Source organism: Variovorax paradoxus, from assembly GCF_022009635.1.
GTDB lineage: Bacteria > Pseudomonadota > Gammaproteobacteria > Burkholderiales > Burkholderiaceae_C > Variovorax.
The window spans coordinates 4,912,821-4,939,819 of record NZ_CP091716.1 but is presented as its reverse complement, the minus strand read 5'-3'; the positions used below and the strand labels follow the sequence as shown (position 1 = coordinate 4,939,819).

Genomic DNA, 26,999 nt, shown 5'->3' with positions numbered 1-26,999 from the left:
GCCGCCCTTGTTTGGAAGCGAGGGCGTCGGTTTCTGCAAATCGACATCCTTGGAAATCCCATGCCCTCTGCTTCAGACACTGGTTGCCCTTGCGCGCCGCATCGTCCCGCCGCCCAGTTCAGGCCCTTCGAATGGATCGAGTCCCAAAGACTCGACCCCCACCAACAGACCCAGGCCGCATTCCTCAACGACGCGCGCGACGTGGTCCAGGGCGCATGCACGCTGGCCCAGTTGCTCGCCTGGGACGAAGACCGCCGCGACGCCGCCTTGTCCGCCACGGACCCGGCTCCGCTTTTCGATGCCTGCCAGCGCGGCGCGCTGCAGCGGCTGCTTTCGGCGTCGCTGAGCCTGCTTCACGCCCGCATCGAAAGCCAGTGCGAGGCGCTGACGACGGCCTGAGCGCCTGTGCCATCATCTTCGGATGACCAGCAGCACACCCCACAGCGCATTCAACAGTTCCGGCGCGGTCGCCAAATACGCCGAAGGCCCGAAGCGGAACGTGCCCGGCTACAGCGGCATCCTGCCCATGACACGAATCCTGCTCGGCGAGCGCGTTCCCGCGCAAGGCCGGGTGCTGGTGGTGGGCGCCGGCGGCGGCCTCGAGATGGAAGACCTGGCGCTCGCCAACCCGGAATGGACGATCGACGGCGTCGACCCCAGCGGCCCGATGCTCGAACTCGCAGCGAGCCGTCTGGGCCCGCTGATGTCGCGCATGGCCCTGCATGAAGGCTATGTTCAAGACGCACCGGACGGTCCTTTCGACGGCGCCACATGCCTGCTGACTTTCCACTTCGTGCCGCCCGAGCAGCGCTTGCCCACGGCAAAGGAAATCCACCGCCGCCTGAAGCCGGGCGCGCCCTTCGTCGTTGCCCACCTCAGCGTGGAAGACGGCGCGGGCGAGCGCGACATGTGGATGAAGCGCTACGCGGCATTCCTCGTCTCGTCGGGTTCCGAGCCGAGGCAGGCGGCGGCCACGCGCGAGAAGGTCGAGAAAGAACTGACGATCCTCTCGCCATCGCAGGACGAAGCCATCCTGCGCGAAGCCGGCTTCAGCGATGTGCGGCTCTTCTACGTGGGCTTCACGTTCAGGGGCTGGGTCGCGTACGCGTGACGAAGCTGCCGAGCCTGCCGCCTCACGCGGTGTCCCTTCTTCGCTCCGCGCGACTGGCGCGAAGCACCGAGCCTTTTCTTGTGAACGGCGGCTTCAAGAGCGAGCGCTGCGCGGGCTGCAGGCTGAGGCCCAGCCACTGCATGTGCGCCCTACGCCCGACGGTGGCAACGCGCGCGGGTGTGTGCCTGCTGATGGCCGACATCGAGCCCCTCAAGCCGACCAACACCGGGTGGCTGATCGCCGACGTGGTGGCCGACACCTTCGCCTTCGGCTGGTCGCGCACCGCGGTCGATCCCGCGCTGCTGGCCCTGCTGGCCGATCCGCAATGGCAGCCTTACGTGGTGTTCCCGGGCCAGTACGCCGCGCCGGAGCGCGTGGTGACTGCGGTGCAGCCAGCCTATGCCGTCAGCGGCAAGCGCCCGCTCTTCATCCTCTTCGATGCCACCTGGGCCGAGGCGCGAAAGATGTTCCGCAGGAGCCCGTACCTCGACCGGCTGCCGGTGCTGAGTCTGCAGCCGGAGCAGATCACGCAATACAAGCTGCGCAACTCCGGCCGCGAAGATCACTTCTGCACCAGCGAAGTGGCCGCCATGTGCATGAGCCTGGCGGGCGAACATGCCGTGGAGCAGACGCTGGAGGCCTACCTCGCCGTGTTCACCCACCACTACCTGCGCGCGAAGAACCAGCAGCCCATCGAATGGAATGGCGACGCGCATCGGCAGCTGCGCGAAGCGCGCGGCCCGCAAACGACCCACCCGGTTTCTTTCTCATGACCCACCTTGTCTTCGTCTTCGGCACCCTGAAAGAGGGCTTTCCCAACTTCGCGACCAATCGCGGCAAGCGTGTCGCGGGGGAGTTCTCTACGGTGAAGCGATATCCGCTGTACCTGATCGGCGAGCGCTTTTCTCCGTGGCTCGTGTTTTCGGCCGGAGAGGGCGAGCGCGTGGCGGGGCAAGTCTTCGAGGTCGACCAGGGGGCGCTGGATGCGATGGACGTGCTTGAAAGAGTGACCGAGGCTGACGGCTATCGCCGCGTTTCGATTGCGGTCGAGAGGGTCGACGGTGAATCGCGCTCGGTGCTTTCGGTGCAGGCGTATGTCAAGGCGCCGGAGCACTTCCGTGCGGCGGATGTGAAGGCGGGGCCGTTGGGGGAGTACACGATGGAGCATGCCGGGCTCTATCGTTCGCGACCTGCAACGGCGGAGCGCCGCTGATTCGCTCTTGCTTGCCAAACATCAAGATCAATGCAGCGGGATGAACAAGAAAGCAAGAAGAGCCGCACTTCTGGCCCGCATGGCCAGCGCTCAGCTTGAGCCGGTCCGGAGTTTTGACGCCAATTGCATGGTCCGAATTTCCGGTTGCCAATCAGTCTTGGAAGTGCTCCAAAGCATCAAGCATGGTGGGCCTCAATGGGCGCATCGCTACGTCACCGTGTGGTTCTCCAATCCGGCGAACGCTTGGGTTCAGGTCTATTGCTCCCAAGACGGGAGTGCCCCGTACTTTGATGTCATGTACACCCGCAAAGAGCCACCTCAGGAGGCTCTGTCTTTGGTGCTGGCAAGGTACCCGCAGTGCGATGTCATCGATTGGTCGCCTGGCCGCTTGGCATGCATCAGGGCTCAAGATGTGGATATCGAGACGCTTGCAGAAGTTATTCGACATGTCGCTGAAGCCGCCTGGGGGGAGCGTCTCGCGTTCGCCGGTGCCTCATATGAAGAAATGGGCCGCGCTTGATGCGGCGCGGCAATTGGAAGAATATTCGCGCGGTTTATCTTCGGTGCACGAGTTCAAAAAAGCCGTTCCCCCAATGGCCTATGGAAAGAATTCCTGATCGCTGCCAGCCTGACGACTAGCCTGAAGAAGGCGCGAAGATTCTTGCCGAGGAAGGGGCTCGCCGGTTTCCACGCTCACATCGGCGGCATCCTCTCGAACTTCACCAGCCCCGGATCCAGAAAATCCCACTCGTACCCCCGCACGGCATACGTGACCGCCTGCGGCTTGTACCGCCCCGGATCATCCAGGCTCGCCGCGTGCACCGTGAAGACATCGGGCATCGCCGCAAAGGTCATGTACACGGGCGAGCCGCAGGCCGGGCAGAACGCGCGGGTCTTGATGTTGCCGCTGTCGCCAGCGATGTCCCACAGCGTGGCGTTGCCGCTGTGCTTGACGCCGGCGCGCGCGAAGGTGAGGTACGAGCCGTGGCCGGTGCCGCTCTTGCGCTGGCAGTCGCGGCATTGGCAGTGGTTCTGGAAGACGGGCTCGGTCGCGATTTCGTAGCGGATGGCGCCGCATGCGCAGCCGCCGGTATAGGCGTGGGTCATCGGGTTTGTCCTTTCTGGGGGAGGGTAGGCACCCAATCTAGCCGGGCAGGGCGGGGCGGTGGGAGTAACAAGTCCGTCGCGAGCCGGACTGAAATCAGCTGGATGTAACGCGAAAGAATTGTTATTTCAGCGGCTTCTGCGTTGAAGTTCTTACAACTTCGGCGCCGTTCATGCCGCTTTCAGACGGTAAAGTTCTGGCCTTCGGGCGCGAATTGTTTACGCGCCATTTCTCACCGCCTTCCGCTCCCCCGTTTCTTCCTCTTCATGTCCAACCTCATCGTGCATGGCGGTACGCCGCTGCGTGGCCGCATCACTCCCTCCGCCAACAAGAACGCCGTGCTTCCGGTGCTTTGCGCCACCTTGCTCACCTGGGAGCCGCTGCGGCTGCATGGGGTGCCCGACATCACCGACGTGCGCAAGATCCTCGAAATCTTCCGCACCCTGGGCAGCGACGTGCACATGGACCACGAGACGGGCACGCTCGAGCTGCATCACCGCGAGACCACGTTCGACGCCGCGCTGCACCGCCTGCCCGAGGAAATGCGCTCGTCGATCATGCTGGTGCCGCCGCTGCTGGCGCGCTTCGGCGTGGCGCGGCTGGAAGACAACGTCAAGGGCTGCACGCTGGGCGTGCGCGAGATCGATCCGCACGTGGAGGTGTTCCAGCGCTTCGGCGGCGAAGTGGAGCGCACCGAAGGCTCGCTGCTGGTGTACAGCAAGAGCCGGCTCACGCCCACCGACCACTGGCTGGACTACGCCTCGGTCACGACCACCGAGAACTTCGTGCTGTGCGCCGCCGCCGCGGGCGGCACCTCGACGCTGACCAACGCCGCGTCGGAGCCGCACGTGCAGGAGTTCTGCCGCTTCATGGCGATGATCGGCGTGCGCATCGAGGGCATGGGCACTTCGCGGCTCACGGTGCATGGCGGCGGCACGCTCAAGGGCGGGGAGTTCCGCTTCGACGAAGACTTCCACGAGATCACCACCTTCCTGGCGCTCGGCGCCATCACCGGCGGCGACGTGGTGGTGCGCAACAGCGCGCCCGAAAACTTCCCGCTGCTGGACCGCACCTTCGCGAAGTTCGGCGTGCAGATCGTGCATGAAGACGGCTGGTCGCGCGCCCTGCGCAGCGGCCCGCTGAAGGTGCAGACGCCGTTCACGAGCAATGTGCTGACCAAGGTCGAGGCGGCGCCGTGGCCGTACTTTCCGGTCGACCTGCTGCCGATCTTCATCGCGCTGGGCGTGCGTGCCCAGGGCAATGCGATGTTCTGGAACAAGGTGTACGACGGCGCGCTGGGCTGGACCGGCGAGCTGTCCAAATTCGGCGCGCATGTGTTCTCGTCGGACCCGCACCGGCTCATTACCTTCGGCGGCAATCCGCTGACGCCGGCGGTGGTCGAGAGCCCCTACATCATCCGCGTGGCGATTGCGCTGTTCATGGTGGCGGCGAGCATCGAAGGCCGCTCGGAAATCCGCAACGCCACGCCGATCCGCCGCGCACACCCGCGCTTCGTGGAAAACCTGCGCAGCCTGGGCGTGCAGGTGGAGTGGACCAGCGAAGAGTGACTCTGAAAGCGCAGCGGCGGCCCGCGCGTCAGAACGACGGCACCGGGTTGCGCCCGCTGCCCGGCACGTAGCTGCCCTTGCGGTAGGCGTACACCACGGTGCTGTCGACCGACTCGGCGCGCGTGCCGGCGCCGGAGGTGCGCGTGCCGCTGAACACCAGGCGCATTTCTCCGGGCTCGTCGTCGGTGCCCAGGGCGAATTGCGCCGAGCCTTCTACATCGAAGCAGCTGCCGCGCGGTGGTGTCTCGGGGCGTTCGTTGGCCAGCACCTGCTCGCAGGCGCCGTCGGCGCCGCCGTTGCTGGCCGACATCGGAATGCCGCTCACCATTTCCCGCACTTCGCTCGCGCCCAGTTCGTACACCGACAGCCAGCTGCCGCAGTAGCCCTGCCAGCAGCTGCCGCTGGTGGCGGTGAGCACGAAGCGCTGGGGCGCGATGCGCTCGATGGCGGTCTTGCCGATGCTGCCCATGAAGCCCTGGTAAGCCACGGCGTCGCTGCGCTTGGACAGGGCCCAGCCGTCGCTGCCCTGCTCGAAGAAGTAGGCACCGATCCAGGCGCCGGCAACGTGGGCGTTCATGGGCTGGCCCTGGTCGTCGAGCGGCACGGTCTCGGTCAGCATCACCGCGTGGGTGTCGTCCAGGCGCACCACCTCGCGCGGCGACACGTCGGCCTGCTGCTCGCCTTCGCTGTCGGGCACGGGTTTGCCGTCGTTGCCGATGTCGAGCAGCTTCACGGTGCCGGCGCGGCTGGAATCCTTGTCTTCCCAGCCGGGAAAGATCAGCGGCATGAGGTCGCCGCGCTTGAGCGTGGCCGAAAAAGCGGGGGCGGAGAGTTCGGCGGCCGGGGACAGCGCTTCCTCGGTGGCGGCCGGAACATCGGCGGCGCTGGCGGTGCCGTTGCTGCTGTCTTCCTGCGAGCAGCCGGCCAGCGCGAGGAGCGCTGCGACAACGGCTGCCGTGGCCAGGGCGGCGCGTGGCCTGTCGGGACGGGGGGTGTGCTGCATGCCCGCGATTGTGCCGAAGCCGAATGTCGATGACCCCGCCGCCGATGCCGCTTCCGCGCAGGCCGGACAATGGCCGCTCCCGACACTCCAGGACTCTTTCGAATGACGACGCTGCAGCAGATCCTCGGCACCGAACTTCCTCTCATCCAGGCGCCGATGGCCGGCGTGCAAGGCAGCGCGATGGTGGTCGCGGTCAGCAATGCGGGCGGGCTCGGCTCGCTGCCGGGCGCCATGCTGAGCCCCGACGTCATGCGCAGCGAGCTCACGGCCATCCGCGCGGGCACGGACAAGCCCTTCAACGTCAATTTCTTCTGTCACACCCCGCCGGCGCCGAGCCCGGAACGCGAAGCCACATGGCGCGCGGCGTTGGCGCCGTACTACGCGGAGCACGGCATCGATGCCGCGAGCATTCCCGCCGGCCCGGGGCGCAACCCTTTCAGCCCCGAGGTGGCCGACCTGATCGCGGAGTTCCGTCCGCCGGTGGTGAGTTTTCATTTCGGGCTGCCTTCCGAGGCGCTGCTGGCGCGGGTGCGCGGCTGGGGCGCCAAGGTGCTGGCTTCGGCCACCACGGTCGACGAGGCGCTGTGGCTGGAGGCGCGCGGCGTGGACGCCGTCATCGCCCAGGGCTTGGAGGCCGGCGGGCATCGCGGGCATTTCCTGTCGCATGACCTGACGGAGCAGCTCGGCACCTTCGCGCTGCTGCCGCAGCTGGTGCGCGCCGTCAAGCGGCCGGTGATCGCCGCTGGCGGCATTGCCGACGCGAACGGCGTGGCCGCCGCGATGGCGCTGGGCGCGGCGGGCGTGCAGATCGGCACCGCCTACATGCTGACTCCCGAGGCGACCACCAGCGCGCTGCACCGCGCCGCGCTCAAGAGCGAAGCCGCGCGCCACACGGCGCTGACCAATCTCTTCACCGGCCGGCCCGCGCGCGGCATCGTGAACCGCGTGATGCGCGAGCTGGGCCCCATCGGCGCGGCTGCGCCGGAGTTTCCGCTGGCCACATCGGGCATCGCGCCGCTGCGCGCCAAGGCCGAGGCCCAGGGCAGCGGCGACTTCTCTCCGCTCTGGTCGGGCCAGAACGCGACCGGTTGCCGCGAGGTGCCGGCGGCCGAGCTCACGCGCGAGCTGGCGCGCGGCTTCCAGGCAATCCGATAAGCACTGCTCCCACTGCTTCCACTCTCATGACCCAACTTCACCTGCCCCTCAAATTCCTCGAACACACGGCCAAGCCGGGCACGGCCGAGCCCTGGCTGCTGGTGCTGATGCACGGCGTCGGCAGCAACGAGCAGGACCTGTTCGGCCTCGCGCGCATGATGCCGCCGCACTTCCATGTGCTGAGCCTGCGCGCGCCGTACGTGCTGTCGCCCGATGCCTATGCGTGGTTCGAGTTCCAGTTCCTGCCGAATGGCGAGCGCCTGATCAACGAAGAGCAGGAGCGCGAGAGCCGCTTCCTCGTCGGCGAAATGATCGCCTCGGCCGGCCAGCAGCTCGGCGTGCCGCCGGAGCGCGTGATCGTCGGCGGCTTCAGCCAGGGCGGGATCATGGCGCTGTCGCTGCTGCTGACCAAGCCCGAGAGCGTGCGCGCCGCGATGGTGTGGCACAGCCGGCTGCTGTCGCAGGTGGTGCCGCACGTCGCGCCGGCCGAGGCCTTCGAGGGCAAGGCGCTGTGGGTGAGCCACGGCAGCGCCGACAACGTGATTCCGCCGAGCGCGGCCCAGACCACGCGCGAGCTGGCGAGCACCTTGCCGCTGACGCTGTCGGGCGGCGACTTTCCGGGCGCGCACGAGATCCGGCCGGCCGAGCTGCAGGCCACGCTGGCGTGGCTGCAGGCGCTCAGCGCGCAGTCAGACGCGCCATGACCATCGCTTCCATCTCCGCGAGCCAAGCGCCGTTGTCGCTGGCTGCGCCCGGCTGCACCAGCAGCCGGTAGCGGCGCGCGCCCCAGCAGGCGGTCAGCAACGCGTGGATGGTGGCGGGCGCGGGTTGGGGCTGCAGGTCGGCGCATGCCTCGAAGGCCCGCAGCCAGCGCGCCGCGAGTTCGTCGTACACCCGCCGGTGGTGCTTGGGCTCCGCCACGCGGTGTTCGAGCATCAGCATCTCGTGGTCGAAGGCGGGCAGCCCTTCCAGCTGCGTGTCGCAGGTGACGCGCACCAGGCGCGGCACCCGCTCCCGCCAGCCGATGCCAGCGGGCGCGATCACGTCGGCATCGAGCCGCGCGAGCAGTGTCTCGATGCAGTGGCGCACGTAGCCCGAGAGCAGGGCTTCCTTGTCGGGAAAGTAGTCGTACAGCGTGCCGACCGCGATGCCGGTTTCCAGCGCCACCGCGCGGGTGGTCACGCCGTCCCAGCCGTGCGCGTTCCAAATCCGAACAAAGGCGTCGTAGATCGCCTGCACGGTGAACTTCCCACGCGCCTGCGTGGGGCGTTTCAGGGGCTTGGAGGCAGGGGCGTGCGGCATCGACGGGTTTCCGAACCCGCCGCGAAGCGGGCCGCCATACAGTTTGCGAATGAACAACGCATTCACTTTAACCCGCCTCCAGACGCGCAAGAACGCCCTCGGCACCACCCGCGTGGTGAGCGCGCAGGACACCGGCGCGCTGCAGCCCGGCGAAGTGCTGATGAAGATCGGCCGCTTCTCGCTGACCACCAACAACATCACCTACGCGGCCTTCGGCGACGCGGTCATGAAGTACTGGCAGTTCTTTCCGACCGGCGACGCCGACTGGGGCCACATGCCGGCCTGGGGCTTCGCCGACGTGGCGGCCTCGAACGTGGAGGGCGTGGCGGTGGGCGAGCGCTTCTACGGTTACTTTCCGATCGCGAGCCACCTGCGCATGCAGCCGGTGCGCGTGACGCCGCGCGGCTTCTACGACGGCGCCGCGCACCGCGGCGAACTGGTGTCGGCCTACAACCAGTACATGCGCTGCAGCAACGACGCGGGCTATGTCGCCGCGCTGGAGGACTACCAGATGCTGGTGCGGCCGCTGTTCATCACCTCGTTCATGCTGGCCGACTTCCTGGAAGACAACGGCTTCTTCGGCGCGAAGCAGGTGGTGGTGTCCAGCGCGTCGAGCAAGACGGCATTCGGCACGGCCTTCTGCCTCGGCAAGCGCGAAGGGCTGACGCTGATCGCCGCAACGTCCAACGGCAATCGCGCCTTCGTGGAGGGCCTGGGCTGCTACGACCGCACGCTGGCCTATGAAGAAATCGCCACGCCTGCCGACGTGCCCACGCTGTATGTCGACTTCTCCGGCAACGACGAACTGCGCGCGACGGTGCACCACCACTTCGGCGCATCGCTGGTCTACGACTGCTATGCGGGCTCCGCGCAGAAAACGGAGTTTCTTGGCGACACCACCTCGCTGCCCGGCCCCACGCCGCAGCTTTACTTCGCGCCTGTGCAGATCCGCAAGCGCAATGCCGACTGGGGCCCGCAGGAGGTCAACCGCCGCTTCAACGAAGCGCAGGGCCGGTTCATTGCCGAGCTCAGCAGGCCCGGCAACCGCTGGATGGCGCTGGCGCAGGGCGAGGGCTTCGCGCATGCGCAGGCGGTGATCGCCGACCTGCACGCGGGCAAGGTCGATCCGAGGCTCGCGCATGTGGTGCGGCTTGCAGGTTGACTGAACTTCCGGCGGGTCGGCACGTCACAGGGCGTTACGACGATGGGCGACGATGCGGGCGTGGCGCGGCCTTTATTGGTGCACCATAGCCTTCGTCTCCCAGTGCCTTTCACGCCAGCCAAAGGAAACCGACCCATGTCCGAAAGCGACATTCGCGACACACGCGACGCACCCGAATTCCGACCCCGCCGCGAGACGCCCGTGGGCACGATCATCGTCATCGTGCTGGTGCTGCTGGCCGCCGCCTTCTTCGGCTGGCGCTGGTACCAGCAACAGCAGACGCCGCCGGAGCCCGCCCCCGTGGCCGCCGCGCCGGCCGATGCACCGCCACCGCCGCCCCCCGCCCGGGCCGAGCCCACCGGCCCGCAGAACCCCGTCGATGCGCTCGCGCCGCCCGACGCCGCGCTGCCCAAGCTCGCCGACTCCGATTCGCGCGTGATGAAGGCGCTGGCCGAGTTGCTGGGCGCCAAGAACGCCGAAGCCTTTCTGCGTTCCGACGGCATCGTGCGGCGCTTCGTGGCCACGGTCGACAACCTCGCGCGCGAGCAGGCGCCCGCCAGCGCATGGCCGGTGCAGCCCACGGGCCAGCGCTTCATCACCGAGGGGCAGGGCGAGGCGCAGACCATTTCCGCCAACAACGCGGCGCGCTACAACGGCTTCGTGCTGCTGGTGCAATCGGTCGACCCGGCCAAGGCGGCCGCGGTGTACGCCAAGCTCTATCCGCTGTTCCAGCAGGCGTATGAAGAGCTGGGCTATCCGGGGCGCTACTTCAACGACCGGCTCATCGCGGTGATCGACAACCTGCTGCAGGCGCCCGAGCCCAAGGGCCCGGTGCAGGTGCGGCTGGTCGAGGTGAAGGGCGACGTGCCTTCGCAGCGGCCCTGGGTGCGTTACGAATACGTTGACCAGGAGCTGGAGAAGGCGTCCGCCGGCCAGAAGATCATGGTGCGCATGGGCCCGGAGAACGAGCGCAAGATGAAGGCCAGCCTGCGCGCGCTGCGCCAGCAGGTCGCGACCGCGGACATCGCGAAGAAGAAGTCGCAGTAAGCCGCAGCAGGCCACAGCTTTCCGACGCGGCGGCCGTTCATTGTTCCCGTCGGGACAATCCGCCGCCGCCTTCGTTCCTAGAGTCGCGTGCGTCGACACGACACGCAACCAGGAACAGAAAAAATGAAGGCAATCCTCCGTGCCGCGGCGCTCAGCGCGGCGGCGATTCTCGGCGCCGCGCCCTGCGCGCAGGCCGCCACAGTGCAGCAGCTCTCGGTGCAATCCGTGGTGCCCGACCCGCTGGCGGGCGCCAGCGATGCCAAGGGCACCAAGGTCGCGTTCACGCTCTTTCTGCCCGACACCAAGCCGGAAGGCGGCTATCCACTGGTACTGCATGCGAGCGGCTTCGGCCTCGGGCGCTTGCAGGCGATGCCGCCGCGCGACACCGACCCTGCCGCCAGCTACTGGTCGCGCGTCGACCGGCTGGTGCCCACGCTGGTGGAGCGCGGCTTCGCGGTCATCAGCTTCGACCATCGGGGCCATGGCGACAGCGGTGGCGACAGCCGCATCATGGACCCGCAGGCCGAGATCGCCGACATCCGCGGCCTGATCGACTGGGCCGAACGCGAACTGCCGCTGCGCAAGGGCGCCGACGGCAAGCCGCGCATCGGCAGCATCGGGGGCTCGTATGGCGGCGGCTATCAGATGCAGCTCGCGCAGCTGGAGCCGCGCATCACCACCGTGATTCCGTCAATGACCTGGTACGACCTGCAGCACTCGCTCGCGCCGCAGGGCGTGCTCAAGCAGGGCTTCGTGCAGTTCGAATGCTTCATGGCACAGCGCGGCAAGGTGCGCGACGGCGGCCTGCTGGCGCCCTTGTGCGACACGGCACCCAAACCGGGCGCCTGGGCATGGTCCGACCTCGGGGCCGACGCGCCCCGGCTGCGCGATGCCTACCAGGCGCACGGCCCCTCGGGCGCGAGCTGGGCCGGGCAGCCGGCGCGGCGCGTCGATGCGCTGGTCGTGCAGGCCAGCGAAGACGTGCTGTTCGACATGGGCGACGGCCTGCGCAACTGGCGCTACCTGAAGTCGGGCGGCGGGGACGTTCGGCTGATGGTGCTGCGCTCGGGCCACGTGAATCCGCGCGCGGAGCAGCGCGACAAGCCGGCACGCTGCGGCGGCGTCGATGCGATGGACGCGATGCTGGCGTGGCTCGACGCCAAGCTGCGCGATGCGGACACGGGGCTGTCTTCGGTGCCCTCGCTGTGCATCGCGCTGGACGATGGCACGGCCTACCAGGGCGCGGCGCCTGTGTCCGCACAGGTGGGCGCGGCGCTGCCTGCCACCGAGGTGGCGGCTGGATCGAAGGGACCGTTGTTCGTCGCTTTCCCGGCGGATGTGCTTGCGCGGCAGGGGGCCGGTGCCGTGCTGGCCGGGGTGCCGAAAGCAGAGATCGAGGTGAAGGGCAAGGCTGGCCCGGGCGTGGCGCTGCTGGGACTGGCGCTGCGCCGCAAGGGCGGCGAGGTGCTGGTGCTGTCGGACCAGGTGGTGCCGGTGCCGACGGGCCGGCATCGCGTTGCGCTGGGCGGCGTGGCGGCGCGCATGCAGCCGGGTGACGAACTGGGCGTGGCGCTGTTCTCGACGCATCCGCAATACGTCTGGGCGCCGGCTTCGGGCGCGCCGGTGGCCGGCGTCGCGGGCAGTAACGCCTATGCGGTGTCGGGGCGCGTCTGGCTGCCGCTGTCCACCGACGCTGCACCGCGGTAGGCGCGCAGCGCATCGAGCTGCTTCAGCGTGACGATCTGGTAGCCCAGCTCCAGCAGTCCTTCGGCTTCCAGCTGCCGCAGCGCCGCGTTCAACCGGGGCCGAGACATGTTGCAGTAGATCGCCAGTTCCGCCTGCGACACCTGCAGCTCCAGCGAACGCGGCGGAAAGGCCGAGGGGCTGAAGAGCGAGGCCAGGCTCTGCGCCACCTTGGCAACCGGGTCCAGCGTGCGGTCGGACAGCGTGAGCGCCATCGATTGCGTCACCCGCTCGCTCAGCAGCAGCATCACGAAGCGGTTGAAGGCCGGGTTGGTTTCCAGCAGATGGAAGAAGGCGGCCTTGGGCATCTTGATGATGACCGCGTCCGACAGCGCCACCGCGTCGCACAAGCGCGGCTGGTCACGGATCAGCTCCACTTCTCCGACCCAGCTGAAGGCCTGGCCCATGAAGGTCACGGGCTTGCCCGAGGCCGAGGTGGTGCACAGCTTCATGCTGCCGCGCCCCATGCCGACCCAGTGCTCGGCCGCGTCGCCGCGGTGCCAGATGGCCTGGCCCGCCGCCAGCTCGACGAAGCGAAGCTGCGGCAGCAGGGCAGCCGCCTCGTCGTCGCTGAGCGTGTAGGCCCACACGCAGCCGCGCCAGCGCGACTTGAGCGACTCGACCTCGTCCGCGTTCATGCCGGACCGCGCGCGCTGGCCACCGTGGCTCAGGCCTCTTCGGTTTCCTTGTAGTCGCCCACGGGCACGCAGCTGCAGAACAGGTTGCGGTCGCCGTAGACGTTGTCGACGCGGCCGATGGGCGGCCAGTACTTGGCGTTCTTGAGCGTGGCCAGCGGATAGGCGCCGAGTTCGCGCGAGTAGGGGTGGCTCCACTCGGTGCCCAGCAGGCTCGCGGCGGTGTGCGGCGCGTGCTTGAGCGGGTTGTCTTCCTTCGGCCAGACGCCTTCCTCGATGCGGCGGATCTCGCCGCGGATGGCGATCATCGCGTCGATGAAGCGGTCCAGCTCGGCCAGCGGCTCGCTCTCGGTCGGCTCGACCATCAGCGTGCCGGGCACCGGGAAGCTCAGCGTGGGCGCGTGGAAGCCGTAGTCGATCAGACGCTTGGCCACGTCCTCGGCGGTGACGCCGCTGGTGTCCTTGAGCGGACGCAGATCGAGAATGCACTCGTGCGCCACGTGGCCGTTGGGGCTCGCGTACAGCGTGGGATAGTGGTCCTTCAGGCGCGCGCTGATGTAGTTGGCGCTCAGGATGGCCGTCTCGGTCGCGGCCTGCAGGCCCTTGGCGCCCATCATGCGGCAGTACATCCAGCTGATCGGCAGCACGGCCGCGTTGCCCAGCGGCGCCGCGGACACGGCGCCCACGCCGTGCGAGGGCACGCCGGCGGTCGCATGGCCCGGCAGGTAGGGCACGAGGTCTTCGACCACGCAGACCGGACCCACGCCGGGGCCGCCACCGCCGTGCGGAATGCAGAAGGTCTTGTGCAGGTTCAGGTGGCTCACGTCGCCGCCGAACTCGCCCGGCGCGGCCACGCCGACCAGCGCGTTCATGTTGGCGCCGTCCACGTACACCCGGCCGCCGTGCGCATGCACCAGCTCGCAGAGCTCCTTCACGCGGGTTTCGAACACGCCGTGCGTGCTGGGGTAGGTGATCATCACCGCGGCCAGCTTGTCGCTGTGCTTCTCGCAGGCGCGCTTCAGGTCGTCCATGTCGACGTTGCCCTGCGCGTCGCAGGCCGTCACCACCACCTGCAGGCCGACCATCTGCGCGCTCGCGGGGTTGGTGCCGTGGGCGGAAGACGGGATCAGGCAGATGTTGCGGTGGCCCTGGCCCTTGGCTTCATGGAAGGACTTGATGGCCAGCAGGCCCGCGTACTCGCCCTGCGAGCCCGCGTTGGGCTGCAGGCTGATGCCAGCGTAGCCGGTGGCCTCGCACAGCCAGGCGCGCAGCTGCGCGTCGAGCTGGGCATAGCCGAGTTGCTGGTCGGCCGGCGCGAAGGGGTGGATGTTGGCGAACTCGGGCCAGGTGATGGGGATCATCTCGCTGGTCGCGTTGAGCTTCATGGTGCAGCTGCCCAGCGGGATCATGCTGCGGTCGAGCGCCAGATCTTTGTCCGACAGGCTGCGGATGTAGCGCAGCATGGCGGTCTCGCTCTTGTGGGTGTTGAACACCGGATGCGAGAGGAAGGCGCTGGCGCGGCGCAGGTCTTCGGGGATCAGCGGCGCGGCGCTGGCGGCCAGGTCGTCGAAGCGCGGCAACGCCTTGCCGACCGGTGCGAACAGGGTCCACAGCGTTTCGACGTCGGCGCGCGTGGTGGTCTCGTCGAGCGAGATGCCCAGGTGCTGCTGCAGCCGCTGGCGCAGGTTGACGCCGGCAGCCTGCGCGCGCTCGATGATGGCGGGCGTGTCGTCGCCGGTGCGGATGGTCAGCGAGTCGAAGGCGGTGGTGTTGACCGGCTCGCGGCCCATCTGCGACAGGCCCGCCGACAGGATGGCCGTGAGCGCGGCCACGCGCTGCGCGATGCGCGTGAGGCCGTCGGGGCCGTGGTACACGGCGTACATGCTGGCCACCACGGCCGGCAGCACCTGCGCGGTGCAGATGTTGGAGGTGGCCTTTTCGCGGCGGATGTGCTGCTCGCGCGTCTGCAGCGCGAGGCGGTAGGCGGGCTGGCCGTGCGTGTCGACGCTCACGCCCACCAGGCGGCCCGGCAGCGAGCGCTTGAACTCGTCGCGGCAGGCCAGGTAGGCGGCGTGCGGGCCGCCGTTGCACAGCGGCATGCCGAAGCGCTGCGTGGTGCCGCACACGATGTCGGCGTCGAACTCGCCGGGCGCGACCAGCAGCGTGAGCGCCAGCAGGTCGGCCGCGACGATGAAAGCCGCGTCGCACTGGTGCGCATGGCCCGCGAGCGGGCGCAGGTCGTGCACGTGGCCGGTGGTGGCGGGGTACTGCGCGAGCACGCCGAAGAAGGCGCCGCTCACCATCAGGTGCGGCAGCGTTTCCGACACCGTGCTCACCTTCACTTCGATGCCCAGCGGCGCGGCGCGCGTCTTGATGACTTCGATGGTCTGCGGATGGCAGTCGCCCGAGACCAGGAACACGTTGCTCTTGCTCTTCACGCTGCGCTTGGCGAGCGTCATGGCCTCGGCGGCGGCCGTGGCCTCGTCGAGCATCGACGCATTGGCGATGGCCATGCCCGTGAGGTCGCACACCATCGTCTGGAAGTTGAGCAGGGCTTCCATGCGGCCCTGCGAGATCTCGGCCTGGTAGGGCGTGTACGCGGTGTACCAGGCGGGGTTCTCCAGGATGTTGCGCAGGATGACGCCCGGCGTGTGCGTGCCGTAGTAGCCCTGGCCGATGAAATTCCTGAACACCTTGTTCTTCGACGCCATCGCCTTCAGCTCGGCCAGCGCGTCGGCTTCCGTTACCGGGGCCGGCAGCCGCATCGGCCGAGCGCGACGGATGGCCGCGGGCACGATGCCGTCGATGAGCTCCGAGCGCGTTTCCGAGCCGATCACCGGCAGCATGCGCGCCTCGTCCGCCGCATCGATGCCGATGTGGCGGGCAAGGAATTCTTCGGCGTTCTCTAGTTCTTGCAAAGAAGGAAGGGCGGGCGTCGGCATGGCGGTGAAGGCTCGGAGGGAAAGAACAAAGGTGCTGCTGAAAAATTCAGCGGATCAGGATTCGGCCGCGAACTTGTCGTAGCTGGCGGCGTCCAGCAGGGCGTCGAGCTGCGCGGGCTCGCTCAGCTTGACCTTGAAGAACCAGCCGGTGGCCAGCGGGTCGCTGTTGGCGAGCGACGGGTCGGCGCGCAGGGCTTCGTTCACTTCGGTGATCTCGCCCGACACGGGCATGAACACGTCGGCGGCGGCCTTGACCGATTCGACGACGCCGGCAACCTCGCCCTGGGCGAAGGTCTTGCCGACTTCGGGCAGGTCGACGAACACCACGTCGCCCAGCGCGTCCTGCGCGTGCACGGTGATGCCGACGGTGGCCGCGTCGCCTTCGGCCGACACCCATTCGTGGTCCTTGGTGTACTTGATGCTCATGGTGAAAAAACTCCTCGTGGAAAAAGTGGATAGGGGTGCAGAGCCTAGCCGGGTCCGGCGGGTTCAGCCGCGGTAGTAGCGGGTCGGCACGAAAGGCATGGTCGAGACTTCCATCGGCACCGGCTTGCCGCGCACGATGGCCTGCACGCGGGTGCCGGGCTCGGCGAATGCGGTGGCCACGTAGCCCATGGCGATGCAGCGGTCGGCAGTCGGGCCGAGCAGGCCGCTGGTGACGATGCCGATGTCCTGGCCTTCGAAGGATTGCAGCAGCGTGCCGTCGCGCACCGGAATGCGCTCGAGCGCGACGAGGCCGACGCGCTTGCGCTTGAGGGTGTCGTGGTCGGTGTGGCCGGCGGCGCCCGCCGTGGCGGCGGCAAGCTGCGCGAGGATCTTCGCGGCGCCGGGAAAGCCACCTTCGCGCGCGCCGCCCGCACGGCGCACCTTCTGCATCGCCCAGTTGAGCGAGGCCTCGACCGGCGTGGTGGTGGTGTCGATGTCGTTGCCGTACAGGCAAAGGCCGGCTTCGAGCCGCAGCGAATTGCGCGCGCCCAGGCCGATGGGCTTGACCTCGGGCTGGGCCAGCAGCAGGCGGGCCAGGGCCTCGGCGTCCTTGGCGGCCACCGAGATCTCGAAGCCGTCTTCGCCGGTGTAGCCGCTGCGGGTGACGAAGGCGGCAATGTCGCCGATCCGCACCGCGCCGCCGGTCATGAAAATGAAGCGCTCGATGCCGGGCGACAGCCGCGCCAGCGTGGCGGCGGCCTGCGGGCCCTGCAGCGCGAGCAGGGCGTGGTCGGGCAGGGGCTGCACTTCGCAGCGGGCGCCGATCTTCTGCTGGATGTGGGCGATGTCGGCCACCTTGCAGGCGCCGTTGACGATCACGAATAGCGAGCCGTTGCCTTCGTTGAAGAACATCAGGTCGTCGAGGATGCCGCCCTCGTCGTTCAGCAGCAGGCCGTAGCGCTGCTTGCCGGCGGGCAGGTCGATCACGTCGACGGGCATCAGGGTCTCGAAGGCTGCCGCGGCGTCGGGGCCGACGAGGCGCAACTGGCCCATGTGGGAGATGTCGAACAGGCCGGCCGCGTCGCGCGTGTGCTTGTGTTCGGCCATCAGGCCGGCAGGGTACTGCACCGGCATCGAGTAGCCGGCAAAGGGCACCATGCGGGCGCCGAGCTCCACGTGAAGGTCGTGAAGCGGCGTCTTGAGAAGTTCGGTAGCGGGTGCGGAGGAAGCGGCCACGGGGCACTCCAAAGGGGCAGACAAAATCCATGACGCAAGCCATGGGCCACCCCTGCTGTCCGCTTTACCTGAGAGATTCGCCCCACGATCGGGGTTTGCTCCTTCGGTGGGCCGCCGCGCGTGGGCGATGGCCTCTCTCCAGCAAGGAAACGCCGGTGTTCACCGGCGCCTTGTCAGTCCTTTTGCCTGAGCGTTCGGGAAACCCCTGCGCCTTCGGCGGCCCCGGCTCGCGGGGCTCTCTCCTGACCTGGGCGAGTGTAGTTGATACGGAAAGGGGTGGCCGTATCCGTGGAGTGCGATTCGAGTCAGTGAACGACTTCAGCCGGCGGCAGCAGCTTGTCGATGCGCTCGCGCAGCGATTCGGCGCGTTCGGGGCCGGCGGTCTTCTCGATTTCGGTGAGCATCAGCGCGGCGATGGTCAGCATGGCCTCGCGGTCGCGGGCTTCGCGGAGGGCGTCGCGCATCTGCGTCGCGAACTTGGGATCGCGGCGCACGAACATGCGCTCGCAGATGTCGAACAGGAACATGCGCGTGGTGGCCAGCGAGCGCTTGCCGTCGAAGGTGTCGGCCGAAGTGGCGACCTGGATCGGTTCGGCGGCGGGAATGGGCGCGGGCTGCACGGGCGCCGGGGCGGGGGGCGCGACCGCGGCCGTCGGGGCTTGCAGGTAGCCGCGCTGCACCAGCGCCTGGATGGCCCGCTCGGCCTCGTCGCGGCTGCTGAAGAGCGGGCTGAAGTCGGTCAGCGAGCGCCGCCCGTCGGCCATGAGCAGCAGTGCCCGTTCACGCTGGCTGAGCGTGCGCTGTCCGCCCTGGAGTTCGTCGCGCGCCTTGTCGGTCTTGGTGGGAAACATGGCAGCCACAGCTTTCGGAGATCGAGGGCTGCAGCATCGTTGCATGTGGTGACACCTTCATGAACCCTTTTCGCTTAAGGAAATGGCGATTGCCCCGGTCGATTTCCCGATACCGCAACCGCATTGCCCGGCGCTATGCTCCGGCACCGCGGAAGGTCCACCACATGCTTCCCATCGTTTTTGCACTCATGGCGACAGTCTTGCTGCTCGTCTGGATGGGCTTTTTCATGATGGGCTCGCTGCCGCTGCTGAGCCTCAAGCACGACACGCCGCTGGACTCGCGCTTCATCCGCGGCCTGTTCAACGTCTACTACCTTGCGGTGATGTTCACGGGGAGCGCGGCGGCGCTTTGCTATGCCTGGTCGGGCCGGCCGGTTTTTTCCGTGGGCATGGCCTTCATTGCGGGCCTGGCGTTCTCGCTGCGCCGCTGGCTGATCATTCCGCGCATGGACCTGCTGCGCGGCACGATCCCGGCGGTCGATGTCTCGGCCCGCCAGTTCCGCCGCCTTCACATCGCCGGCATGACGCTCAACGTGGTGCAGCTCGGCACCGTGGCCTGGGCGTTGACGAAGCTGGGGCTGTGAGCGCGGTCAGCCGCCCGCGCTTTCCTTGCGGATCAGCCACTGGCTGCCCACGCGCTGCAGTTCCAGCGTCTTGCGGCCGGTTTCCTTCACCTTGTCGGCGCGGTAGACCTGCTTGAACCTGGCGCTCGCGGCCTGTCCGTTGATGCTGATGACCAGGTCTTCGATGCCCACGCTGATGCTCGACTTGTCAGCGATGCGCGCGCGGCGGTCGCTTTCCCAGCGCTTGCGGTCCTTGTTGCGCGGCGGCGTGAAGTCGGGCGCGTAGGCGGCGAGGTAGCGGTCCGCGTCGCGGGCCGACCAGGCGGCGGCCCAGGCGCGTACGGCGGCCTCGACTTCCGCGATGCCGCTCGCGGCGGGAGGTGCCGATGCGGCGGGGGTCTCCACGGCGGCAGGCGTCGTGGTGGCCGTAGGGGCAGCCGGTGCCGGTGGCGAAGCCGCGAAAGCGGCCGTGGTCAGCAGGCCGCTGGCGAGCAGGCAGGTCAAGGATCGGTTCATGGCGCGGTTCCCTCTTTGTCAGTTTTAGGCGTCGGTCGAATCCGACGCCGATTCTGGCAGTGAACGAACCCGCGCCGCGCAGACCGCCGCACAGACCACCGCTCAGGCGGCTGCGCCTTCCACTTCAGCGGGCATTGCCTGCATCGACCGGTTGCGCAGCCTCAGTGCCAGCACCGTCGCGACGCAGAGCACGCACAGCACCGCCGTGAGCGTGACGCCGAGGCCCCGCGCATCCGACAGCATGCCGAACAGCGGCGACACCAGCCCGCCCACCGACAGCGCCAACCCCAGCGTGATGCCGCTGGCCGTGGCCGGGTTGCGCGGCAGGTAGTCCTGCGCCAGCGTCACCTGCGCGGCGAAGGGCAGGAACATGCACATGCCGAGCAGCGCGGTGCAGGCGAGCGCCCAGCCTGCGTTCGGCGCAAGCACCACGCCCGCGAGCGAAGGCAGGGCGAACAGGTAGCCGGCGCGGATCGTGCCCATGCGGCCGATGCGGTCGCCGAGCCAGCCGCCGAGCAGCGTGCCCACGGCGCCCGCGGCGGTGAACGAGGTCAGTGCCGCGGCGCCCTGGAAGGCGGTGCCGTGCAGGTCGCGGGTGATGCGCAGCGACAGCATCGACAGCACCGTCACGTACGGGATCGACCAGCCGATGATGGTCAAGACCAGCAGGCTGAAGGCGCGCCAGTCGTTGTGCGGCTTCAGCACCTGGCCGCCGGCCTTGCGCGCAGCGGCTGCAGCGCTGGCGGCGGAGGCCGCGCCGCTGCCGGCGTTCGCGACCATCCACACGACGCCCATCGCCAGCGCGGGCACGCCCAGCAGGTAGCTGCGCGACAGGCTGCCGCCGCCCACCACGGTGGCCGCCAGCACCGGCGCGAACGACGCGCCGATGGTGCCGCCCACGGAAAACACGCTCATCGCCTTCTGCGACGCACCGCCCGCCGCGCGTGCCGCCACGGTGGCCGGCGGGTGGTAGGCCGCGATGCCCAGCCCGCACAGCACCATCGCGATCCAGGTCAGCAGATAGCTCTGGCTCAGGCCCGCCAGCACCACGCCCAGCGCGGCCACCAGGAAGCCGGTGGGCACCAGCCAGCCGCGCGGATGGCGGTCGGCATACAGGCCGAACAGCGGCTGCACCACGCTCGACAGGCCGGTGGCTGCGAGCATCAGGCCGGCTACCGCGGTGTAGCTGTAGCCGCGTTCCAGCACCATGAACGGCAGCAGGGCGGGCACGAGGCCCTGGTAGAGGTCATTGACGGCATGGGTGCCGGTGAGCAACCCGAGTCGGCGCTTGTTCATTCGATCGCTTCTTTCGTTTCCTTGAGAAAAAAGCATCGTAGGAAGCCATGAGAAGATGTTCTGGCTACGAATCAACAAGCATCGTCGAGAAATGGACAAAGCAATCAACCTGCGCCCCGAAGAGGGCGAGTCGACCCCGCGCGCCGTGGCGGTGCTGGCGACCGACCCCGCCGGCGACGCCTTCATACCGCCGCACACGCACCGGCGCGGGCAGCTGATCCATGCGATTTCGGGCGTGATGCTGGTGAGCGCCGTGGCCGGCAGCTGGGTGGTGCCGACCGGGCGCGGCGTGTGGGTGCCGGCCGGCATGGAGCACCAGATCCGCATGGCCGGCGAGGTGAAGATGCGCACCGTGTTCGTCGAGCCCGGCACGCGCGCGGACCTGGGCGCCGAATGCCGCGTCATTCATGTCGGCGCGCTGCTGCGGGAGCTGATCGTCACCGCCGTGGCGCTGCCGCTGGACTACGCGCCGGGCGGGCGCGACGAGCGGGTGATGGAGCTGATCCTCGACGAGATCCAGGCCGCGCCCGTGCTCTCGCTGCATGTGCCGATGCCGCGCCATGCCCGCCTGGCCGTGCTGTGCGAAGAGCTGGTGCGCGACCCGTCTCTGCCCGCCACGCTGGACGACTGGGCGCTGCGCCTGCACATGAACACCCGCACCCTCGCGCGCCTGTTCCAGCGCGAGACGGGCATGAATTTCGGCGCCTGGTGCCGACAGGCAAGGCTGCTGCTGAGCCTGCCGCAGCTGGCGGCGGGCGCGTCGATCCTGGAGGTGGCGCTGGCGCACGGCTACGAGAGCCCGAGCGCCTTCACCGCCATGTTCCGCCGCACGCTGGGCGTGCCGCCCAGCCAGTACCTTGGACGGGACTACCTGGCGTAGACCAGGTCCCGCAGCGCCAGCGAGACCCAGGGCACGTAGGTGATCACCATCAGGCACGCCATGATCACCAGCACGAAGGGCACCAGGTGCCGCACGATGCGGTCCAGCGATATTCGCGCCACCGTGCAGGCCGCGAACAGGTTCACGCCGAAGGGCGGGGTGATCATGCCCAGGGCAAGGTTCACCACCATGATCAGTCCGAAGTGCACCGGGTCGATGCCGAAATGCACCGCCACCGGCGCCAGGATCGGCGCCAGCACGATGATGGCCGCGCTGGTCTCGATGAACATGCCGATCACGAACAGCGCCGCGTTCACGCCCAGCAGGAACATCGCTGGCGATTGCAGCACCTGCTGCAGCCAGTGCCCGATGGCGTCGGGTACGCCCGCGCGGGTGATCAGGAACGCGAACAGCCCCGCGTTGGCGATGATGAACATGATCACCGCCGACGACATCACCGACTTGCGCAAGATGACGTACAGGTCCTTCAGCTTGATCTCGCGGTAGATCACCATGCCCACCACCAGCGCATAGAACACCGCCACCGCAGAGGCCTCCGTGGGCGTGAAGACGCCGCCGTAGATGCCGCCGAGGATGATCACCGGCATCAGCAGCGCCCAGCCCGCCTGCCAGAGGGCGCGGCCGAAGGGCATGCGGCCTTCGCCGTCGTTCTTGCCCCAGCCCTTCCACTTGCAGTAGACCCACACGAAGAGCATCAGCGCCAGGCTGATCAGGATGCCGGGGCCGAAGCCCGCGATGAACAGCTCGCCGATGGAGACTTCGGCGCTCACGCCGTACAGGATCATCGGGATCGACGGCGGAATGATCACGCCCAGCTCCGCGCTGGTAGCCTGCAGGGCCGCCGCGTACGAGGTGGGGTAGCCGTGCTTGATGAGCGCCGGGATCAGGATGGCGCCGATCGCGAAGGTGGTTGCCACCGACGAGCCCGACACCGCCGCGAAGATCATGCAGGTGAGCACGCAGGTCATCGGCAGGCCGCCCTGCACGCCGCCCACGATGCTCTTGGCGAACTCCACCAGCCGCCGCGAGATGCCGCCGGTTTCCATCAGGTTGCCGGCCAGTATGAAGAACGGAATGGCCGCCAGCGGAAACTTGTTGATCGAGTTGAACATCTCCTTCACGGAGATCAGCATGTTGGCGTTCGTGACCTGAATGCCCAGGATCGACGCCAGCCCGATGGAAACAGCCACCGAGATCGACAGTGCAAAGCAGAGCACCATCGTCGCAACCATCACGACGCTCATTGCGCGGTCTCCAATTCGAGCCGCTTCGGGTCGAGGTAATTGCCGGCAATGCCGAAGAGGCAGAAAACGGAGCCGACCGGCAGCGCCAGGTAAGCCCACACCATCGAGATGCTTTCAAGGCCGGCCATCGACTGCACGCGTCCGCGCATGGCGTAGTCCCAGCCCCACCACAGCACGATCAGCATCAGCGTGAGCGCGGCGACGCTCACCACCGCGTCGAGCACGCGGCGCACGCGTGGCGGGCTCCAGCGGTAGAGAACGTCCACGCTCACCATCGCGCCCTGGCGAAACGCCATGGGGATGCCGAGGAATACCATCCAGATGAGGCTCACGCGGATCAGGATCTCGCTCCATTCGGCCGGCTGCTCCAGCACGAAGCGCGTCACGATCTGGAACACACCGAGGGCGGACGCGATGACGAGCATCAGGCACGCCCCCACCATCGAGGCGCCGGTGGTCCAGCGCTCGATGCCAAGGAACTTTTCTTTCACTTGTAGTCGCGGATCTTGTCGAGGTTGGCCTTGCCGAAGTCCTTCTCGAACTGGGCGTTGACCGGCGCGAGCGCGGCGACGAACCTGGCCTTGTCGACGTTGTCGACCACGGTCATGCCTTTGGCGCGCAGGTCGGCCACGCCCTTGGCGTCGTCTTCGTCGACGCGTGCGCGGTTGGCCTTGGTGCCTTCCTTGGCTGCGTCGAGGAAGGCCTGCTTGTCGGCCGCGCTGAGCTTGTCGAACGTGGCCTTGTTCATCACGAAGATGCAAGGCGAGTAGACGTGGCCGGTGAGCGAAAGGTGCTTCTGCACCTGGTCGAACTTGGCCGAGATGATGACCGGCAACGGGTTCTCCTGGCCGTCGACCGTGCCTTGCTGCAGCGCGGTGAACACTTCAGGGAAGGCCATGGGCGTCGTGATGATGCCGAAGCCCTTGTAGGCCGCGATGTGCACCGGGTTTTCCATCGTGCGCATCTTCAGGCCCTTCAGGTCCTCGGGCGCCTTCACGTCGCGCTTGCTGTTGGTCATGTGGCGAAAGCCGTTCTCGGCCCATGCCAGCGCCTTGAAGCCCTTGGCGTCGAACTTGGTCAGCATGTCCTGTCCGATCGGGCCGTCGAGCACCGCGCGCGCGTGGGCCTTGTCGCGAAACAGGAAGGGCACGTCGAGGATCTTGGTCTCGGGCACGAAGTTGGGAACGGGGCCGGTCGACGAGAACGCGAGCTCCTGCGTGCCCAGTTGCACGGCCTCGATCGACTCGCGCTCGCCGCCGAGCGAGCCGTTGTAGAAGGTCTGCACCTTGTAGCGGCCCCCCGTGCGCTTCTCGACTTCCTTGGCGAAGGTGTCGATGGCGACGCCCTGATGCGAGTTCTGCGCAGTCGAAATGCTGATCTTCATGGTCGTCTGTGCAAAGGCGACCGAGCTCAGGGCGAGCGAAAGGCAGGCGGCGGCGATGGGGCCGAATTTCATGTTGTCTCCGGGAGTTTGGTCAGGAATGCGTCAGGCGCAAAGGACTATGCAGCAACCGGGAGCTTCACGGCGTCGGGATTTTCACGGACGTATTCGCGAATCACCGCCTCGAAGCTCTCGTCGGCCGTGAGCCCCAACGCCCGCGCGCGCGCCGTCTCGAAGTGGCCGGGCCAGGTCTTCACGATGCGCTGGATGGCCGGATCGGGCGTGCGGTCGAGCAGGGCCGTGGCCGCCTTGCCAGCCACGCGCTCCAGCGCAGCCGCCATGTCGCCCACGGTGGTGGCGAGCGAGGGCAGGTTGAGCGCGGTGCGCGGTCCCCATTCGGCGTCGCTTGCCTCGGCGGCGCGGATGATTCCCTCGACCGTGCGTGCGGGTGACGCGATGGCGACAGGCGTGGCGTCGGGCACCGGGCAGGCGGCGCGCAGGCCAGCCAGCGGCTCGCGCACCATGCCGCTGAAGAAACCCGAAGCCGCGCCGTTCGGCTTGCCCGGCCGCACGCTCACCGTCATGAGCCGCACGCTGCGCCCGCGCACGAAACCCTTGCGCGTGAAATCGGCCACCAGCTGTTCGCCGATGAACTTCTGGATGCCGTAGCTGGTCTGCGGCGTGGGCAGCGTGTGGTCTTCGATGACCTTGGGCAACGGCTGCTCGGGCGAATCGCCGAACACGGCGAGCGAGCTGGAGAACACCAGCACCGGCTTCGTGCCGAGCGTGCGCACCTTTTCGAGCAGTGCATGCGTGGCCGCGAAGTTGCTGCGCATGCCGAGGTCGAAGTCGGCCTCGCATTCGCCGCTCACCGCGGCGGCCAGGTGGAAGATGGCATCGGCCTCGCGCCAGGGCGTGGCGTCGGCATCGGCGGCGAGCTGCGCGTTCAGGTCGCCGGTGATGGCGCTGATGCGAGCATCGGATGCGAGGTCGGCCGGCGGGGCAGCGCGGTCGACCAGCGTGACGCGTTCGATGGGGCGAGCCGGTGCGCCGGCCAGCGCGAGGCTGCCTTGCTTCAACAGCGTGCGGGCGAGGCGTGCGCCCAGAAAGCCGGCGCCGCCGGTGATGACGATGTGCATGGGTCTTGTCTCCTTTGAGATCCAAGAATAAGCGCGGCCGGGCATGTGGCATGCTCGATGACGGGTACGCGGCTTTCATCGACAGGAGACGCCGGATGTTCACGGTCGTGGTTTTGTGGCTCATCGCCATTGCGTGGCTCGTGGCGAACGGCATGTTCGCCCAGAAGCCTTTGCCGCATTACCGGCGCAGGCGGGCCCTGTTGACCTGGATCTTCCTGGGCGGATGTGTGGGAGCCCTTGCGGGGCTGGCCGGACCGGCTTTCTCGCTGCCGGGCGCCATCGCCGGAGCGCTCGTCGCCGGGCTGATCGCGCGCAAGTTCGTTCGGCCGTGAAATGGAAGTCCTGTAAAAACGGCGGCCATGACGACAACGCTCCCATCCGATTTCCTGGAAACGCTGCGGCAGCCGGTGCTCGGCGATGCCGACCTCGATACCCAGTCCTCTTTCTTCTCGCGCGAGGAGGTCAGGGGTTTCTACCTCTCCGTGGTGAATGAGAAGGGCCCCGCCAAGGACGAGGTGCTGCGGCTGGCCGCCGAGCAACTGCCCGTCCTGCATCCGCACCGGGCCGCGCTGCTGGCCTTGTTCTGCGGCGCGCTCGTGGAGGACGGGGCCGATCCGCGCCTGCTTTTCGGCGCCGCCCTCAGGCTCATGGACGAACTGCTCGTGTCGCTCGAACCCTTCTGCGCGGCGGAGCCGCAGGAAGAAGAGGATTCCGAGGAAGAAGACCCCGACCTCGCCGAATGGGAGGCGGCCAATGCGGCGCTCGGCGCACTGCCCGCGCCCCGGCGCTTCGAGGTCGAGGCGCGCCAGGCGGCGGTCGATCTGTTGGTGCTTCCGCTGATGGCCATGCTCATGCGCGACGTGCGCAACCACCGTGCGCTGCTGGCCGACGGCGAGCTGGTGGCGCGCATCGATGCGATGGCCGTGAACGACTCCCTGCCGTTCGACGGCCTGCACTTCATTCGCAGCGCCGCCCAGTTGGCCTACGAGGACGAACTGGTGGTGCTGCTGCCCACGTCGCGTGCCGGCATGCTGGTGAAGGCGCATGCCGTCAACAACAACTTCCATGCGTTCTCGCTCCTGCAGGCGCTGATGCGGGAGCATGCGGATGCGCTTGGCATCCAGCCGGCCACGGGCGAGGCGGACGCGGACGAAGAAGGAGAGCCTCGCGACAGCGATGCCGCCGAATACCTCTGGCTGCAGGCCCATGCCTTCAAGAACGGCGAACTGGTCGACCGCATGGCGTGGTCCTGGGGCGAGGGCACGCTGCGCGAGAACGCCCGCAGGCAGGGGCGCCTGGTGCTCGTGGCGCTGGACACGCCAGACAAGCCCGGCCGCAGCTGGAACGGCTTCGACCAGGTGCTCCACTCGGAGCAGAACGCGCACGTGTCGCTCGTGCGCTTCCTCACACCGGGCGAGGTGGCTGCCTACCTTGCCTGAGCGGACGCCGCAAGAAAAAAG

Annotated in this window: 29 protein-coding genes and 2 riboswitches; of the genes, 15 read left to right on the top strand and 14 right to left on the bottom strand. The window is 68.0% G+C overall.

Annotation, left to right across the window (positions count from 1 at the left end):
• The first annotated feature begins 60 nt into the window (after window positions 1–60).
• The 5 genes from L3V85_RS22800 to L3V85_RS22780 are packed head-to-tail and all read left to right on the top strand — an operon-like array spanning window position 61 to window position 2,844.
• Window positions 61–399, top strand: a complete 339-nt coding sequence (locus L3V85_RS22800; RefSeq protein WP_237674974.1) for a hypothetical protein — start codon at window positions 61–63, stop codon at window positions 397–399.
• 22 nt (window positions 400–421) lie between these two features.
• Complete coding sequence (locus L3V85_RS22795) at window positions 422–1,111, top strand: class I SAM-dependent methyltransferase (RefSeq protein ID WP_237674973.1); 690 nt, start codon at window positions 422–424, stop codon at window positions 1,109–1,111.
• Between the two features lie 5 nt (window positions 1,112–1,116).
• A complete protein-coding gene (locus L3V85_RS22790) occupies window positions 1,117–1,884 on the top strand; it encodes a tRNA-uridine aminocarboxypropyltransferase (RefSeq protein WP_237680628.1) in 768 nt (255 codons plus the stop codon).
• Window positions 1,881–2,324, top strand: a complete 444-nt coding sequence (locus L3V85_RS22785) for a gamma-glutamylcyclotransferase family protein (RefSeq protein ID WP_237674972.1) — start codon at window positions 1,881–1,883, stop codon at window positions 2,322–2,324. The genes L3V85_RS22790 and L3V85_RS22785 overlap by 4 nt, the downstream gene beginning before the upstream one ends.
• Before the next feature lie 40 nt (window positions 2,325–2,364).
• A complete protein-coding gene (locus tag L3V85_RS22780) occupies window positions 2,365–2,844 on the top strand; it encodes a hypothetical protein (RefSeq protein WP_237674971.1) in 480 nt (159 codons plus the stop codon).
• A gap of 173 nt (window positions 2,845–3,017) precedes the next feature.
• Here L3V85_RS22780 and L3V85_RS22775 read toward each other — a convergent pair whose 3' ends face one another.
• Entirely contained in the window at window positions 3,018–3,431 is a 414-nt protein-coding gene (locus L3V85_RS22775) for a GFA family protein (RefSeq protein WP_237674970.1), read from the bottom strand.
• Between the two features lie 264 nt (window positions 3,432–3,695).
• On the opposite strand from L3V85_RS22775, the gene L3V85_RS22770 reads away from it, so the two are divergent.
• Window positions 3,696–4,997, top strand: coding sequence for a UDP-N-acetylglucosamine 1-carboxyvinyltransferase (locus L3V85_RS22770; RefSeq protein WP_237674969.1), 1,302 nt, complete (start codon window positions 3,696–3,698; stop codon window positions 4,995–4,997).
• A gap of 28 nt (window positions 4,998–5,025) precedes the next feature.
• Here L3V85_RS22770 and L3V85_RS22765 read toward each other — a convergent pair whose 3' ends face one another.
• Complete coding sequence (locus tag L3V85_RS22765) at window positions 5,026–6,000, bottom strand: hypothetical protein (protein ID WP_237674968.1); 975 nt, start codon at window positions 5,998–6,000, stop codon at window positions 5,026–5,028.
• Between the two features lie 102 nt (window positions 6,001–6,102).
• Here L3V85_RS22765 and L3V85_RS22760 point away from each other — a divergent pair, with 102 nt between their 5' ends.
• Both L3V85_RS22760 and L3V85_RS22755 read left to right on the top strand, forming a co-directional pair.
• Window positions 6,103–7,155, top strand: a complete 1,053-nt coding sequence (locus L3V85_RS22760; RefSeq protein WP_237674967.1) for an NAD(P)H-dependent flavin oxidoreductase — start codon at window positions 6,103–6,105, stop codon at window positions 7,153–7,155.
• A 26-nt stretch (window positions 7,156–7,181) separates the two neighbouring features.
• Complete coding sequence (locus L3V85_RS22755) at window positions 7,182–7,859, top strand: alpha/beta hydrolase (RefSeq protein ID WP_237674966.1); 678 nt, start codon at window positions 7,182–7,184, stop codon at window positions 7,857–7,859.
• Here L3V85_RS22755 and L3V85_RS22750 read toward each other — a convergent pair.
• Window positions 7,834–8,457: a TetR/AcrR family transcriptional regulator gene (locus L3V85_RS22750; RefSeq protein ID WP_237674965.1), complete on the bottom strand. Its 624-nt coding sequence runs from the start codon at window positions 8,455–8,457 to the stop codon at window positions 7,834–7,836. The genes L3V85_RS22755 and L3V85_RS22750 overlap by 26 nt on opposite strands.
• A 49-nt stretch (window positions 8,458–8,506) precedes the next feature.
• On the opposite strand from L3V85_RS22750, the gene L3V85_RS22745 reads away from it, so the two are divergent.
• The 3 genes from L3V85_RS22745 to L3V85_RS22735 all read left to right on the top strand — a co-directional run bounded on the left by L3V85_RS22745 (window position 8,507) and on the right by L3V85_RS22735 (window position 12,373).
• Entirely contained in the window at window positions 8,507–9,619 is a 1,113-nt protein-coding gene (locus L3V85_RS22745; protein WP_237674964.1) for a DUF2855 family protein, read from the top strand.
• 135 nt (window positions 9,620–9,754) lie between these two features.
• Window positions 9,755–10,666 carry a DUF3014 domain-containing protein gene (locus L3V85_RS22740; protein WP_237674963.1) on the top strand — a complete coding sequence of 304 codons (912 nt, stop codon included), beginning with the start codon at window positions 9,755–9,757 and terminating at the stop codon, window positions 10,664–10,666.
• 123 nt (window positions 10,667–10,789) lie between these two features.
• Window positions 10,790–12,373 (top strand): alpha/beta fold hydrolase, encoded by a 1,584-nt coding sequence (locus L3V85_RS22735; protein ID WP_237674962.1) that lies wholly within the window; start codon window positions 10,790–10,792, stop codon window positions 12,371–12,373.
• On the opposite strand, the gene L3V85_RS22730 is transcribed toward L3V85_RS22735, so the two are convergent.
• The 5 genes from L3V85_RS22730 to L3V85_RS22710 all read right to left on the bottom strand — a co-directional run bounded on the left by L3V85_RS22730 (window position 12,316) and on the right by L3V85_RS22710 (window position 18,499).
• Window positions 12,316–13,047 carry a Crp/Fnr family transcriptional regulator gene (locus L3V85_RS22730; RefSeq protein WP_237674961.1) on the bottom strand — a complete coding sequence of 244 codons (732 nt, stop codon included), beginning with the start codon at window positions 13,045–13,047 and terminating at the stop codon, window positions 12,316–12,318. The genes L3V85_RS22735 and L3V85_RS22730 overlap by 58 nt on opposite strands.
• Window positions 13,048–13,076: 29 nt before the next feature.
• On the bottom strand, window positions 13,077–15,986 hold the full coding sequence (gcvP, locus tag L3V85_RS22725) for an aminomethyl-transferring glycine dehydrogenase (RefSeq protein WP_237674960.1): 2,910 nt from the start codon (window positions 15,984–15,986) through the stop codon (window positions 13,077–13,079).
• 54 nt (window positions 15,987–16,040) lie between these two features.
• Window positions 16,041–16,412, bottom strand: coding sequence for a glycine cleavage system protein GcvH (gene gcvH / locus L3V85_RS22720; protein ID WP_237674959.1), 372 nt, complete (start codon window positions 16,410–16,412; stop codon window positions 16,041–16,043).
• A gap of 63 nt (window positions 16,413–16,475) precedes the next feature.
• Complete coding sequence (gene gcvT, locus L3V85_RS22715; RefSeq protein ID WP_237674958.1) at window positions 16,476–17,648, bottom strand: glycine cleavage system aminomethyltransferase GcvT; 1,173 nt, start codon at window positions 17,646–17,648, stop codon at window positions 16,476–16,478.
• Window positions 17,649–17,693: 45 nt separating this feature from the next.
• Window positions 17,694–17,800, bottom strand: a riboswitch (glycine riboswitch).
• Between the two features lie 12 nt (window positions 17,801–17,812).
• A riboswitch (glycine riboswitch) is annotated at window positions 17,813–17,903 on the bottom strand.
• A gap of 50 nt (window positions 17,904–17,953) precedes the next feature.
• A complete protein-coding gene (locus L3V85_RS22710; protein ID WP_237674957.1) occupies window positions 17,954–18,499 on the bottom strand; it encodes a hypothetical protein in 546 nt (181 codons plus the stop codon).
• 164 nt (window positions 18,500–18,663) lie between these two features.
• Between L3V85_RS22710 and L3V85_RS22705 the strand changes: the two genes are divergently transcribed.
• Entirely contained in the window at window positions 18,664–19,083 is a 420-nt protein-coding gene (locus L3V85_RS22705) for a hypothetical protein (protein ID WP_237674956.1), read from the top strand.
• 6 nt (window positions 19,084–19,089) lie between these two features.
• Here the strand turns inward: L3V85_RS22705 and L3V85_RS22700 are convergent, their stop codons facing one another.
• Together L3V85_RS22700 and L3V85_RS22695 are read right to left on the bottom strand one after the other, a co-directional pair.
• Complete coding sequence (locus L3V85_RS22700; protein WP_237674955.1) at window positions 19,090–19,578, bottom strand: L,D-transpeptidase Cds6 family protein; 489 nt, start codon at window positions 19,576–19,578, stop codon at window positions 19,090–19,092.
• Between the two features lie 102 nt (window positions 19,579–19,680).
• Window positions 19,681–20,874 carry an MFS transporter gene (locus L3V85_RS22695; RefSeq protein WP_237674954.1) on the bottom strand — a complete coding sequence of 398 codons (1,194 nt, stop codon included), beginning with the start codon at window positions 20,872–20,874 and terminating at the stop codon, window positions 19,681–19,683.
• Window positions 20,875–20,965: 91 nt separating this feature from the next.
• Here L3V85_RS22695 and L3V85_RS22690 point away from each other — a divergent pair, with 91 nt between their 5' ends.
• Window positions 20,966–21,754 (top strand): AraC family transcriptional regulator, encoded by a 789-nt coding sequence (locus L3V85_RS22690; RefSeq protein ID WP_237674953.1) that lies wholly within the window; start codon window positions 20,966–20,968, stop codon window positions 21,752–21,754.
• On the opposite strand, the gene L3V85_RS22685 is transcribed toward L3V85_RS22690, so the two are convergent.
• The 4 genes from L3V85_RS22685 to denD are packed head-to-tail and all read right to left on the bottom strand — an operon-like array spanning window position 21,742 to window position 25,539.
• The gene (locus tag L3V85_RS22685; protein ID WP_237674952.1) at window positions 21,742–23,019 is read right to left on the bottom strand and encodes a TRAP transporter large permease; all 1,278 of its coding nucleotides are present in this window, start codon (window positions 23,017–23,019) and stop codon (window positions 21,742–21,744) included. The genes L3V85_RS22690 and L3V85_RS22685 overlap by 13 nt on opposite strands.
• The gene (locus L3V85_RS22680; protein WP_237674951.1) at window positions 23,016–23,510 is read right to left on the bottom strand and encodes a TRAP transporter small permease; all 495 of its coding nucleotides are present in this window, start codon (window positions 23,508–23,510) and stop codon (window positions 23,016–23,018) included. Before L3V85_RS22680 ends, L3V85_RS22685 begins: the two co-directional genes overlap by 4 nt.
• Window positions 23,507–24,475: a TRAP transporter substrate-binding protein gene (locus L3V85_RS22675; RefSeq protein WP_237674950.1), complete on the bottom strand. Its 969-nt coding sequence runs from the start codon at window positions 24,473–24,475 to the stop codon at window positions 23,507–23,509. The genes L3V85_RS22680 and L3V85_RS22675 overlap by 4 nt, the downstream gene beginning before the upstream one ends.
• Before the next feature lie 44 nt (window positions 24,476–24,519).
• Window positions 24,520–25,539 carry a D-erythronate dehydrogenase gene (gene denD / locus L3V85_RS22670; protein ID WP_237674949.1) on the bottom strand — a complete coding sequence of 340 codons (1,020 nt, stop codon included), beginning with the start codon at window positions 25,537–25,539 and terminating at the stop codon, window positions 24,520–24,522.
• A gap of 95 nt (window positions 25,540–25,634) precedes the next feature.
• Here denD and L3V85_RS22665 point away from each other — a divergent pair, with 95 nt between their 5' ends.
• Window positions 25,635–25,871 carry a hypothetical protein gene (locus L3V85_RS22665; protein ID WP_237674948.1) on the top strand — a complete coding sequence of 79 codons (237 nt, stop codon included), beginning with the start codon at window positions 25,635–25,637 and terminating at the stop codon, window positions 25,869–25,871.
• A 27-nt stretch (window positions 25,872–25,898) separates the two neighbouring features.
• Window positions 25,899–26,978, top strand: a complete 1,080-nt coding sequence (locus tag L3V85_RS22660) for a hypothetical protein (RefSeq protein WP_237674947.1) — start codon at window positions 25,899–25,901, stop codon at window positions 26,976–26,978.
• Window positions 26,979–26,999: the final 21 nt, after the last annotated feature.